Raw genomic sequence first — 12531 nt, forward strand, 5'->3', positions numbered from 1 at the left:
GGCGGCGGTTCGGGCGGCGGCGGCGGGGCCGGCGGGGCCATACAGGTGTCGCCAAAAGTTGCGCCTCGTTCCGTGAGATCGCCCAAAGCGTAGTTATCAAGACCTAGGTTCTTGCCGAAACGCGCTGCCTCCACATTCGCGGTCCGCAGGCCCGTGCGGGTAAGGTCAGCCCCCACTAGCTTGGCATCGACCAATAGGGTGCGATCGAAGGAGGCTAGGGCTAAATACGAATCACACAAATTCACATTGCGGAAGAAAGCCCGGTCCATTTGACCTTCCATCAGGTTAATGCGGCGCATATCGGAATCATTCAGCAAGGCCCCCCGCAGATTGGCCCGACTCAAGTTGGCGTCCTGCAACTCCGAGCGATGGATGTCCGTGCGGCTAAAGTTCGCATCCAGGGCATAGGCTCCGATCATATTCACCGCAATCAGGTTGGAGTCGCGAAAGTCGGAATGACTCAGATTGGCTTCTGTAAAACGGGCACCATTCAGTTCGGCCCGACTAATGCTGCTGCCAATCAAGCTGGCACGGGTGAGGTTGGTATTCACCAAGAGCGTACCCCGCAGGTCAGCATGGTTCAACTTAGCCGCAACTAAATCCGCTTCACTCAGGTTGGCTTCCGTCAGGTCAGCCCCCGTCAGGTCGGCCCCCGCCAAGTCCGCCATTGTCAAGTTGGCTCGCGGTAGGTAGGCCCCACTCAGGTCTAACCCGCTTAAATTTGCCCCACTCAAATCACAGTCAGGGCAATAAAGGCTGGCGATTAACTGCCGGACATGGGCCGGATTTTCGGCCATTGCTGGACCTGCCAGTCCTAACGGGGCCAGCAGAGCCATTGCTAAGACGCGTCGCTTCACGATAATCCTCCTCCCACAACATTAGACTGGTGGGGTTATGCGTTACCAATACCCAAGGGAGCTAGTGTTAGTCCCAATGGTTGGTGATGCCACCCCTTTCAAAATCGTGATCCACTTTTCAGCAAAGCTTTGAAAATATTCAGTTCCATTATCGCCTAAATCGAGCGAAGTGGCTATGGCGTTGATGCTGATGCAGGTTGTGGCGAGGTGGGCAGCTTATGGAGCAAGTGGCTAGCAAGAGGAGGACCTGGGGTAGGTAAGGTGCCTACCCCAGGGGAATTATGTTACTGCTGACTGACTAGATCAGTACTTAGGACTGGGTTACGGCCAAAATATCCTTGGCGTGGGTGTCTGTCTTGACGCTGGTATCGACGTAGGTGATCTTCCCGGTGCCGTCAATGACGTAGGTGACCCGCTTGGCGTAACCGCCGCTGTCCACATCATAGGCTTTGGTAATTGCCCCATCAACATCGGCGAGCAGGGTAAAGGGCAAGCCATATTTTTCTTTGAACAGCTTGTGGGAGGCTTCATCGTCCCGGCTGACACCCAAGACCACCATTTCCTTATCTTGGTACTCGGCGTAATTGTCGCGGAAGCTTTGGGCCTCTTTGGTGCAACCGGGGGTGTCATCCTTGGGGTAGAAGTAGAGGACGACGGTTTTCCCAGCGAAGTCAGAGAGGGAGACGGTTTTGCCCTCGGCGTCTTTCACCGTAAAGTCAGGAGCCTGGGCACCAACGGATAAAGGCATCGTATTTACTCCAAGTTTACGTTAAGGGTTTCCCGAAAATTAAGCATAACAAACAACTTTGTGCCGCTGTTAAAGCACTGCCATACTCGGTGAGATAGCGATCGGGAGATCAACTGTCAGCGCCTCTTGCCCCTGGGTTTAGGGAATCTCGATTCATTGAAGTGGCGCTGCCGCCCGCCTCAACCCCTGATCATGGCCTGGGCACCGTTGCGAAAATTGATAGTGTTCGAGGTGTCCTTTAGTTTCAGGTATCGAAAATTCTTTTGATGACAGTTTGAGCACGATCGCTCTGGTATGGGTAGACTCTAGGGAGAGTCCCCCTGCCCCCCTGCTCCCTGATGCTCACTTCCCCCTCTGCTTCTAAACCGCTGCGGTGGCAACGTGCCAAAGGGTCGCTACTGGCGCGTCAGATTGATATTTATGGAGCTGCGACTCAACTGGTGCTGTCTCTAGCCTGGGATCGCCTGCTGGGGGTGGATCAGTCGCCTGAACGTCGCTATCGCCATGCCCAGTGGTTGGTGATGTCGTTGTTACACCTGGGACCCACATTTATTAAAATTGGACAGGCCCTCTCCACGCGTGCTGATTTATTACCGCTGGAATATGTGCAGGCCCTGGGTCGCCTTCAGGATCAGGTGCCGGAGTTCAGCCCTACGGAGGCGATCGCCCTCATCGAAGCTGAATTGGGCAGTTCCGTCCCGTCCCTATTCCGGGATTTTGAGCATTTTCCGATCGCGGCAGCTAGCCTGGGGCAGGTGCATAAGGCCCGCCTGCATACGGGGGAGGATGTGGTGGTCAAAGTCCAGCGTCCGGGGTTGGAGCAGTTGTTGAATCTGGATATGGAGGTGCTGCATCAACTGGTCCGCCTCAGCAATCGTTATTTCCCCTGGACGCGGCAATATCATTTAGAGGAAATCTACAGCGAATTTTTTACGATCCTGTTCCAGGAGATTGACTATATTCAGGAGGGGAAAAACGCCGATCGCTTCCGGGAGAATTTTAAAGACTATCCCCAAATTGTTGTACCCAAGATCTATTGGCGCTATACCTCTCGCAAGGTTTTGACGATGGAATATGTGCCGGGGATCAAGATCAACGATCGGCCCACATTAGAGGCCTGTGGCTTAGATGTCAAGGAAATTAACCAACTGGGGATTTGCTGCTACTTAAAGCAACTGTTGCAAGATGGCTTCTTTCAAGCTGATCCCCACCCCGGCAATATGGCCGTTAGCCAGGAGGGTAAACTCATTTTCTATGACTTTGGCATGATGGCTGAAGTGAAATCCGTCGATAAGGATAAAATGGTGCGCACCTTCTTCGCGGTGCTGAAAAAAGATACCAACCAGGTGATTGATACCCTCACCTCAATGGGCTTAATTGAACCCATGTCGGACATGACCCCGGTGCGACGGTTAATGAGCTTTATCCTGGAAAAATTCACCGAAAAACCTGTTGATCTACAAGCCTTTAATGAACTCCGTAGTGAGGTCTATGCGGTTTTTGAGAAGCAACCCTTCCGGCTACCGGCCAAAATGACCTATATCCTCAAATCCCTCACCACCCTGGATGGGATTGCCCGTGCATTGGACCCCGAATATAACCTGTTGGCCGCCGCCAAACCCTTCGTCAAAAGCTTAGCGGTCCAAAATCAGGGGAGTGCCCTTAACGAACTGGCCCGTCAGGCGAAAGACTTCATTAAGTATCGAATGCAACAACCCAGCAAGTTAGAATTGCTGATTCAACGTTTGGAGGAACGGATTGAACAAGGAGAACTCCAAGTGCGGGTACGATCGGTGGAGAGCGATCGCGCCCTTAAGCGGATTAGTCTGGGTGTCAAGTGTTTGATCTATGCGTGTTTAGCTGGCTTCACCCTGCTGTCTGGGGCGGTGCTACTGTTGGGCAGTTCTAAAGGTTGGGCGATCGTCGCCTTTATGTTGACGGCATTTAGTTTCCTAGCGTTGCTGCGATCGCTGATCGAACTCCTGATTCGTGAGCGCTTCGATCGCCTTGCAGAGCGTTAATTATTACCTAGAGTCTCTCCTGTTTTCCGTCCACCTACGGTAACGGGAGCTTTTTGTCTCATTCCCCCATGTGTTGCGACGGGCTAGGATTATGGGCAGTTTATAAATTAGGGATAGGTGCCATCCCTTATCCCCCAATCTGCCCACCTTGTTTTTGGATCTACCCCCAACCTTGGGTTTTCTATGGCCAGAATACTAGTTGTTCTAGTTGTTGAGGATGAACAGGTTGCCGCCGAGTGCATTCTTAACTTCTTAGCGGATTCTGAGTATGAAGTAATTGCGATCGTCGCTTCGGGTACGGCGGCGCTACAGCAGATTTCCCTGATGCCTCCGGATCTCATCCTCATGGATATTCATTTATCGGGAGAAATGGATGGCATTGCCACCGCCCAAGCGATCAGCGCACAATGGGATCTGCCGATCGTCTTCCTAACCGCAATCCGCGACGATGAGACCCTACGGCGGGCGATCGCGACCTCCCCGTTTGGCTACCTGCTCAAGCCCTTTGATGCCCTACAACTGCACACCACCATCAATATTGCCCTGCGGCGGCATTTGCTGGAAACCCAATTGCAACAGGCGGAACAATGGCTGGCGGCAGTACTCACCAGCATTGGTGAGGGCACGATCGCCACAGACCCCCTGGGGCATATCACCTTTATTAACCCAGTTGCCGTCACCCTGACGGGTTGGCCGCAAACCGCAGCCCTAGGGCAACCGATCACCCAAGTGCTCAATGTGGCCCATCTCCCAAGCCGACAGCCAGCGACCAATCCTCTCCTGGAAGCTATCCAACAGGGACGATCGCTCACCCAAACCGATGGTTGTCTTTTGATCACGCGGACGGGGCAGGAATACATCATTGGGTGTGTGGCCTCGCCGATCAAAAACCAACGGGGCGAAATTACCGGAGGGGTTATTGTGTTCCAGGACATTAGCCAACGGAAGCGTCAAGAGCATCTATTGCATCGCCGGGAGCAAGAGTTTCGTGCCCTAGTGGAGCATTCTCCTGATATTATTGCCCGCTTCGATCACCAGCTTCGGTATCGCTACATCAATCCCTCAATGGAACGGATAACGGGCCTACCCGCCCAGGCTTTTCAGGGCCGGACGAACCAGGAATTGGGGATGCCTGCCAGTGTGCTAGCGACTTGGGATACACAGTTACGCCAGGTATTCGCCACAGCCCAGGAAACCACCATCACCTTTGAGCTACTCACGATCGAGGGACCTCGGATCTATCAAGCGCGTCTGGTTCCGGAGTTCGCCACCGATCACCGTGTGCGTTCTGTCCTCAGCGTCGCTCGCGATATTACTCAACACCACCAGACGGAACTCTCCCTCCGACGACAGGCGGAACGGGAACAACTCTTGGGGGTGCTGCTCCAGCGGATTCGCCAATCCCTTGACCTCCAAACTCTGTTTACTACGGCTGTGGCGGAAATTGGCACGCTCCTCCAGTTGGAACGGGCAGAAATTGTGCAATACCAGCCTTGTCAACAGCTTTGGTGCCATGTCGCCAGCTATCGCCACAACCAAACGCTTCCCGATACGCTAGGGCTAGAGGTGCCGGAGGTGGAAAACCCCTTTGCCACGCCCCTGAAACGGGGAGCGATCGTGTGTATTGATGGTAGCAATCGGGCGGGGGACCCGGCTAATCCCGAGCTAACACAGCTTCCCATAACCGCCTATCCTGGTGCCTGGTTACTGGTCCCCCTATGTGTGGGCGATGCGCATAGCGTTCGGGTTGGGTCTTCGCCAGAGCATGCCACCGGCCATCAGGTTTGGGGTAGTCTGAACCTCAACCGTCTCCAAGCGCCTTGGCACTGGGAGGAGAGTGATGTGGAGCTGGCCCGTGCCATTGCCGATCAGTTGGCGATCGCGATCCAACAGTCGGAACTCTATCAGCAGGTCCAACGTCTCAATTCAGACCTCGAACAACAGGTGCTGGAACGAACCGTCTTGTTACAGCAAGCCTTTACCTTTGAGGCGACGCTAAAACGCATTACCGATCGGGTGCGGGATAGTTTAGACGAAAACCAAATCCTACAAACAGCGGTCGAGGAATTGGCCCAGGCGATCGGGGTGAGCAATTGCAATGCTTCAATCTATAACCTAGAGCAACAGACCTCGACCATTCGCTACCAATATGCCACGTCCGTCACGCCCTTTCGGAATACGGTCCTGCACATGGCTAATTTTGACCAGGGCTACGCCCAACTCTTGCAGGGACAGTATTTTCAATTCTGCTCCTGTCGGCCTCACCCGGAGGAGGGACCCGTGGCCAAATTGGCCTGTCCGATTTTGGATAACGCCGGGGTGCTGGGGGATCTGTGGTTGATTCATCGGGCCGACTATGGGTTTAGCGAACAGGATATTCGCTTGGTGCAACAAGTGGCCAACCAATGCGCGATCGCCCTGCGCCAGTCGCGGCTTTACCAAGCAGCCCAGAGCCAGGTGACGGAATTGGAGCGTCTGAATCGGCTCAAGGATGATTTTCTCAGCACGGTTTCCCATGAACTCCGGACGCCGCTATCGAATATTAAAATGGCGATTCAAATGTTAGAAATTGTCCTCAAACCCTTGGGGATTTTGGCTCCAGAAAACGGCCCGGCCCACCGCTATTTCCAGATTCTTCAGCAGGAGTGCCAGCGGGAAACCAGTCTTATTGGGGATCTGTTGGATCTATCGCGGTTGGAAGCGGGGGAAGAAACCCTGACGATCGTCACCTTAGAACCGACGCCTTGGCTGGAGGAAATGATCGTGCCCTTTATGCGACGGTTTGAGGCGCAGCAACAGTCCCTAGTGTTAGACATTCCCCCCGATTTACCGAGCATCCAGACCGATGCTACCTATTTAGGGCGCATCCTCAACGAACTGCTGAACAATGCCTGTAAGTATACGCCTGCGGGTGAAACGATTCGGGTCTTTGCCCGCCTAGAGCCAGAGGTCTTGCACTTCGGGGTCAGTAATTCCGGTGTGGATATTCCACCAATGGAACTACCGCATATCTTCGATAAGTTCTACCGTATTCTCCGCCATGACCCCTGGCAGCATGGGGGGACGGGCCTCGGGCTAGCCCTGATTCATCGCCTGGTCAGCCAACTGGAGGGCACTGTTACCGTGGAGAGCCAGGGGGGGCTGACAACCTTTACGGTCAGTTTGCCCCGTTCGGAAACCCGTTCAGAAACCCGTTCGGAAATAAATCATTAAGCCGGACACCCCGATTCTCCTGAGCAAGCCCCGATCGCGCTGAAAACTACTGCCATATCGCAACGGGGTTTGTTGGGAGGTTGGCGATGACAGTGAAGTTTCCCGATTTGGTCTTGGCTTTTGCGGGTGTGGTAACCCTCAGTGGGGTGGGCGTGCCCGTGTTGGCCCAGGGATCGCCCTTGCCAGCGTCCGTGGTTCTGCCTGCGGCCTCGGCTGCGCAAGTGGAGGGCGTTTTTGCTGAGGCAATGGCACGGGCGGCAGCAGGGGATCTACCGGGAGCCATTCAGGGATTCACCTGGGTGTTGGATCAGGCTCCTGACTTGCTCGAAGCTCGCTTTAATCGAGGGTTGGCCCGTGATCTGTTGGGGGATAAGCCAGGGGCGATCGCTGACTATACCCAAGTCCTGCGGGCCGATGCCCAGCACGTAGAAGCCTACGTCAATCGCGGGGCCGCCTATTCGGACCTGAAGCGCTACCGTCAGGCGGTGGTTGACTTTATGAAGGCGTTGGAACTCAACCCCGATAACGATTTTGCCTATAACAACCTGGGTAATGCGCTGTTGGCTTTGGGCAATAGCCAGGAGGCGATCGCCGCCTACACGCAAGCCATTACGGTCGAACCCACGAACGCAACCGCTTACTTCAACCGGGCTAATGTGTACTTTATGGCAGGCAATATGGCCCAAGCGATCGCAGATTTTGACCGGGCGATCGACCAAAACCCTCTCTACGTGCAAGCCTATAACAATCGGGGGTTAGCCAGGGAAAACCAAGGGGATCTGCGGGGTGCCCGCAGCGATTGGGAGCGATCGCTGCAACTAGACCCGGATAATCCCTATGCCTACACCAACCGTGGCCTGATGCATCGGCGTAATGGTGATACGGCCAGTGCGATCGCCGATCTTCAGCAAGCCGCCGCGTTATTCCGCCAACAGCAAGATGGCAGCCGCTATCAACAAACCCTCGATCTCTTGAGCGGGTTGCAAGCACCGTAGGGGATGCCCTTGTTGGTAGTAATGACTTTAGTCGTTTACTTGCGGCATTCTGGACACCGATACCCAGATGCAGCATGATGCCCTTGTTGGTAGTAATGACTTTAGTCATTTACCCCACGGGTGTACAATTTAGGCGGGCAGGCGAGACGCCAATGATGCGCTGTCTGAGGCAGGCGAGACGCCTACCCCACGGGTCTAAATCCTCACCTTTCTAATGGGATATTGTCCCTTTGACTAGCTCTGCGCCTACGCCGAAAACCCTTTGGCCCCAAGTGTGGGGGTTGGCGGCTGTTAATGGCACGATCACGCTAACCTGGGTGATCTATAACCTTTATCTGCTGCAACTCCTCACTCAGTTTGGCTTCCCCTCCCCGATCGCGACAGTCATCCTAGTTGTGGAAAATTTGCTGTCGGCGGTCATGGAGCCAGTGATGGGGGGCTGCTCCGATCGCGCCCAGTATTGGGTAGGCAGTCATTTCCCGTTTATTGCGATCGGGATTGTCCTGGCCTCAGCGTGCTTTATTGGCATTCCGGTTTTCGTGGTGTTTGGCGATCCGGCCATGCGTTGGGTATTGCCCGTGCTATTGATTGCCTGGGCCTTAGCGATGTCGGTGTTTCGCAGTCCGGCCCTAGCCCTGTTGGGACGCTATGCCACGCAGGTGCAACTCCCCCAGGCCGCGAGTGTTTTGACCCTGGTGGGGGGTGTTTTTTCGGCGATGGGACCGCTCGCCAATCAGTTTATCCTGGGCCTGGGGCCGGTGGTGGCCTTTTCCGTGGGATCGCTCTCGATGCTGTTGGCGGCAACAGTTTTGCGGCTGACTGGCCCAGATCAACAGGTTGCCTCCCCCGTCCCTGTCGAGCGGGTAACTCTCCCCGTCCAAACCAGTCGCATTGGGGGACCGCTCCCGGTCTGGATGGGGGCACTGGGGCTACGGTTGGGCTTGGTATTTATCAGTGGTGCGGGCATGGGTATGGGGTTTCGTTTGTTGCTAACCGGGTTTCCCCAAGTGCTTAAAGCCCAGGTTGGGTTGACTAATGTGAGTTTGATCCTTGGTTGTTTGTTTATGACCCTATCGGTGTTGGCTGTTCCCGCTGGGCAGGTGGCGACGCGTCTGGGGAATCGGACGGCGATGGTGGCGGGCGGGGTTGGCATGGCTGTGCTGACGGGACTGACCCTGATGGTTCACCATTTGTCAACGGCGGTTATCCTGACGATCGCCCTGGGGGCAGCCTTCAGTCTGGTCTCCAATGGGGTACTGCCCTTCGCCTTAGCAATGGTACCGACGAATCACGCTGGGTTAGGGACTGGGCTATATTTTGGCGGTGGTGCGTTGGCCGCGAGTCTGCTGGGTATCTTCTTTAATCCTGGAACTGCTTGGCCCCCGATCGGGGTGATCGGGATTAGTGTTGGGGCGTTCCTGACTAGCAGCCTCGTGATTGCCGTTAGTTATCAACTGGCCGATCCGGTACGGGAAGCGCCTTCAACGCCGTAAATCTATCTAATCAATCTAATCAATCTAATCAATCTGTCTATGCTCACTGTTGATCAGGCGGACGCCACCATTCTTGACCTCGTTCAACCCTTCGCTGAGGACGATCGCGAGACGGTGCCCCTATTGGCGGCGGCGGGACGGATTCTTGCGACCCCTGTGATCAGCCCATTGGATTTTCCCCACTGGGATAACTCGGCAATGGATGGCTATGCGGTGCGTTATACCGATGTGCAAACTGCTAGCCCCGAGCGCCCGGTGCCATTAGTGGTCGTCACCGAGATTCCGGCTGGGTCCCAGCCCCAAGTCGCCGTGCAGCCGGGGCAGGCGGCTCGGATTTTTACGGGTTCGATGCTGCCGTCCGGGGCGGATACGATCGTTATCCAAGAACACACCCAACGCCAAGGCAACACGGTCACGATTCACCAGGCCCCTCAACCCCAGGCGTTTGTCCGTCACCAGGGCAGCTTTCAGCGGGCCGGGGAGTGCTTGCTCCCGGCGGGGATTCGGCTCCAGGCGGCCACCATCGCCCTGCTGGCGGCGGCCCAGTGTGGGCCAGTGGCGGTCTATCGTCGTCCACGGGTGGTCATTCTGTCCACTGGGGATGAATTAGTGACCCCCGACCAACCTTTGCTGCCGGGGCAACTGGTGGACTCTAATCAATACGCCCTGGCGACCCTGGTGCAGCAAATGGGGGCTGATCCCATTCTGGGGGGCATTGTGCCGGATCAACCCGCTGCCCTGCGGCGGGCGATCGCGGCGGCCATGCCCCAGGCCGATCTGGTGCTGTCTTCAGGCGGGGTTTCCGTGGGGGACTATGATTATGTGGCCCAGGTGTTGACTGAATTGGGGGGAACGATCGCGGTGAAGGCGGTGGCGGTGAGGCCGGGAAAACCGCTGACTGTGGCTAGCTTCCCGCGAGAGACCCGTCCCCTGCTCTATGTGGGCTTACCGGGCAATCCTGTATCGGCCCTAGTCACGTGCTGGCGATTTGTACAACCAGCTCTGCATAAGCTAGCGGGGCTGGCGGCAGGTTGGGGACCCGTTTGGCTGTGGGCCACGAGTCAGGCGGATTTGCAAGCCGATCGTCAGCGGGAAACCTATCTTTGGGGCCAGTTAATTCCCACGGCGAGGGGGCATGATTTTCAGCTTGTCCCTGGGGGGCATAGCTCTGGCAATCTAGTAAATTTGGCCCTAGCCAATGCCCTGGCCATTGTTCCCAGTGGTACCACGATCGCGGCAGGGGGTCCCGTGCGGGTGATGCCTTTGTCGAATGCGTAGCCTCTCCGCAGGAGAATCGACTGAAGTTAGTATGGCATTGCAGTGAAAAGTGCCGGGAAGGGTGATCCAATGCAACAACCCAGCAACGAAATGCGAGAAGACCTCGGCCAGTTGGCCACCATGACTGCCGATTGGGTGCGGGCCTCGCAGCAGCAGACGCGTAACTTAGAGATTCAAACCCAACAGATTGGTGTGATGTCAGAGGCCATCACTGCGTTGCGCCTGTCAAGCGAAGCCCAAGGTCAACGGATGGAGCAGGGCTTTGAACGGATGGAGCAGGGGTTTGTTGAAATGCGCCACGGCTTTGAACGGATGGATCATCGGTTTGAGGAGCTGCTAGAGATTACGCGGCGGCAAGGGCAACAAATGTTGGCGGTCGTCCAGCAATTAGCGCAAGTTGTCGATCGCCTCGTGCCAGAACGCGATCACTCAAGCGATTCTAAGTTGACTTAAACGCGAATCATAAAAGCGCTTTCCGCCGCCTCTAACCCTTCCAGAGCCGGCAGAATAGCCATCAATTCGCCGTTAGCGAAGACACCAATACCCGCTGGTAAATTACACTCGTTATCCGGAGCAAGCACCTAGAATTGATAGGCTAGGGGACCGTGGACTTGGCGGCGATCGCGATAGGATCAAAATCAGTGATTAGGGCATAGTCGGCCAAGCCAGTGCTGGCGTCGTCGGCCCGGAAGCGATCGCCGAGGACAAAGACATCGGCTCCAACCCCACCCGTGAGGGTATCAATTTCGTTTTGACCAGTTGGGACCGGCCTGGACACCGCTGAGGGTATCGTCGCCGCGATGTTGCGGTGGGAGCATTAAGCCAATGTCATTAAGCTCTATGAATTAATCAGCACGAACGGATAGAACGGGGAATGCTAGGAATAGAGTGTAAAAGGAGAACCCTGCGAATGCTGGGAGGTGCCCATGCCTGTTAGCTCCCCTGAAGTCCCGGTAGTCCTGGCGGTGGATGATAGTCCAGTCATTCATGCAATGGTAAGGCGGGCACTAGAGCCTAATTACCGCGTCATTTCGGTTGATAACGGTGTCGAAGCCCTGTCCCGGATCTATCACGAATCGGTGGATCTGGTTTTGCTGGATGTGTCCATGCCCGGTGTAGATGGTCTGGAGGTATGCCGCACGATTCGTACCCTAGAACAGTTCCATGCCCTGCCGATCATTATGCTCACCTCCCGCGATCGCCCCTTTGACAAAATTCAGGGACGGGTAGCAGGGGCCACGGAGTACCTAACCAAACCATTTGAGGCAGAGCATCTCCGCGAGGTAGTGGCCAAGTTAATTAAGCTTCCCTCTGAAACAGCGTCCTAGGTGACTTACCAGATCGGTACCGCCTTGAGGTGTGTGTTACCAAGCACTTCAAGGTAGATTGGGCATACAGTTTTGGGGCCTTTCCCAGCTAAATCCCCCCTGTGATCGCGTTCCGGGAGTGAGCATAGAATCCCGATGACTACGGACTAGGGGCGATGGAGAAACAACGCGCCCTCATTGCATCCGGAACCTTTTTTTATTTGCAACTTCTAAGGAGGGAAATGGCAGCCCCTTGGGCTTTGCCACGGGGGGGATTCCCCTTAGATCGGCAGCGTTTTGGCCCCTGACAATGGCGTTGCCCGATCGCCCGATTCTCACAACAATGTCATCGCTCCTGAGGACTCTTGTATGTGCCAGAGTACCCGTTTTCGCCTGCCCAAATTGCTGTGGCTGCCGTTGGTCATGACCAGTGCGGGATTCGCTGGGTTACTGCCTTCCCCACCGTCCGCCCGGGGACAAGTACCGATTGCTTCCCAAGCTGCGCCAGCGGTCACCGTACAAACCGTAGAAGCGGCAACGCCGCCCAGCCGTTCCCCGACCCCCGTGACGCGGGCCGGCGTGGTCGTGGACGCTGTGCGATCGCAGCCCCAGCTTCCCC

General features: G+C 55.7%; 12 protein-coding genes. 8 read left to right on the top strand and 4 right to left on the bottom strand.

Features of this window, described 5'->3' with window-relative positions:
• Positions 1–857, bottom strand: an 857-nt coding sequence (locus tag ACWIUF_RS10670) for a pentapeptide repeat-containing protein (RefSeq protein WP_448572347.1), incomplete at its 3' end; no start/stop codon positions are given.
• 310 nt (positions 858–1167) lie between these two features.
• Positions 1168–1605: a peroxiredoxin gene (locus ACWIUF_RS10675; protein ID WP_448572348.1), complete on the bottom strand. Its 438-nt coding sequence runs from the start codon at positions 1603–1605 to the stop codon at positions 1168–1170.
• Positions 1606–1943: 338 nt separating this feature from the next.
• Here ACWIUF_RS10675 and ACWIUF_RS10680 point away from each other — a divergent pair, with 338 nt between their 5' ends.
• From ACWIUF_RS10680 to ACWIUF_RS10705, 6 genes are all read left to right on the top strand, one after another.
• Positions 1944–3626 carry an ABC1 kinase family protein gene (locus ACWIUF_RS10680; protein WP_448572349.1) on the top strand — a complete coding sequence of 561 codons (1683 nt, stop codon included), beginning with the start codon at positions 1944–1946 and terminating at the stop codon, positions 3624–3626.
• Positions 3627–3809: 183 nt separating this feature from the next.
• A complete protein-coding gene (locus ACWIUF_RS10685) occupies positions 3810–6839 on the top strand; it encodes a PAS domain-containing protein (protein WP_448572350.1) in 3030 nt (1009 codons plus the stop codon).
• 86 nt (positions 6840–6925) lie between these two features.
• Positions 6926–7834, top strand: coding sequence for a tetratricopeptide repeat protein (locus ACWIUF_RS10690; protein WP_448572351.1), 909 nt, complete (start codon positions 6926–6928; stop codon positions 7832–7834).
• A gap of 230 nt (positions 7835–8064) precedes the next feature.
• Entirely contained in the window at positions 8065–9327 is a 1263-nt protein-coding gene (locus ACWIUF_RS10695; RefSeq protein WP_448572352.1) for an MFS transporter, read from the top strand.
• Positions 9328–9366: 39 nt separating this feature from the next.
• Positions 9367–10605, top strand: coding sequence for a molybdopterin molybdotransferase MoeA (locus tag ACWIUF_RS10700; protein WP_448572353.1), 1239 nt, complete (start codon positions 9367–9369; stop codon positions 10603–10605).
• Between the two features lie 69 nt (positions 10606–10674).
• Positions 10675–11058 carry a hypothetical protein gene (locus ACWIUF_RS10705; protein WP_448572354.1) on the top strand — a complete coding sequence of 128 codons (384 nt, stop codon included), beginning with the start codon at positions 10675–10677 and terminating at the stop codon, positions 11056–11058.
• Here the strand turns inward: ACWIUF_RS10705 and ACWIUF_RS10710 are convergent.
• Together ACWIUF_RS10710 and ACWIUF_RS10715 are read right to left on the bottom strand one after the other, a co-directional pair.
• A complete protein-coding gene (locus tag ACWIUF_RS10710) occupies positions 11055–11186 on the bottom strand; it encodes a hypothetical protein (RefSeq protein ID WP_448572355.1) in 132 nt (43 codons plus the stop codon). The two genes, ACWIUF_RS10705 and ACWIUF_RS10710, sit on opposite strands and share 4 nt — an antisense overlap.
• 14 nt (positions 11187–11200) lie before the next feature.
• Positions 11201–11383, bottom strand: coding sequence for a hypothetical protein (locus ACWIUF_RS10715; protein ID WP_448572356.1), 183 nt, complete (start codon positions 11381–11383; stop codon positions 11201–11203).
• Between the two features lie 148 nt (positions 11384–11531).
• Between ACWIUF_RS10715 and ACWIUF_RS10720 the strand changes: the two genes are divergently transcribed.
• On the top strand, positions 11532–11933 hold the full coding sequence (locus tag ACWIUF_RS10720; protein ID WP_448572357.1) for a response regulator: 402 nt from the start codon (positions 11532–11534) through the stop codon (positions 11931–11933).
• A gap of 348 nt (positions 11934–12281) precedes the next feature.
• Positions 12282–12531 (top strand): hypothetical protein (locus ACWIUF_RS10725; RefSeq protein ID WP_448572358.1); only part of this gene is annotated, 250 nt, incomplete at its 3' end.

It is taken from the genome of Trichothermofontia sp. (assembly GCF_053493415.1).

Excerpts from the sequence above, each read along its gene's own strand:
- ACWIUF_RS10685 (WP_448572350.1), top strand. The coding sequence starts at position 3,810 with ATGGCCAGAATACTAGTTGTTCTAGTTGTTGAGGATGAACAGGTTGCC.
- ACWIUF_RS10720 (WP_448572357.1), top strand. The coding sequence starts at position 11,532 with ATGCCTGTTAGCTCCCCTGAAGTCCCGGTAGTCCTGGCGGTGGATGAT.
- ACWIUF_RS10700 (WP_448572353.1), top strand. The coding sequence starts at position 9,367 with ATGCTCACTGTTGATCAGGCGGACGCCACCATTCTTGACCTCGTTCAA.
- ACWIUF_RS10705 (WP_448572354.1), top strand. The coding sequence starts at position 10,675 with ATGCAACAACCCAGCAACGAAATGCGAGAAGACCTCGGCCAGTTGGCC.
- ACWIUF_RS10690 (WP_448572351.1), top strand. The coding sequence starts at position 6,926 with ATGACAGTGAAGTTTCCCGATTTGGTCTTGGCTTTTGCGGGTGTGGTA.
- ACWIUF_RS10675 (WP_448572348.1), bottom strand. The coding sequence starts at position 1,605 with ATGCCTTTATCCGTTGGTGCCCAGGCTCCTGACTTTACGGTGAAAGAC.
- ACWIUF_RS10680 (WP_448572349.1), top strand. The coding sequence starts at position 1,944 with ATGCTCACTTCCCCCTCTGCTTCTAAACCGCTGCGGTGGCAACGTGCC.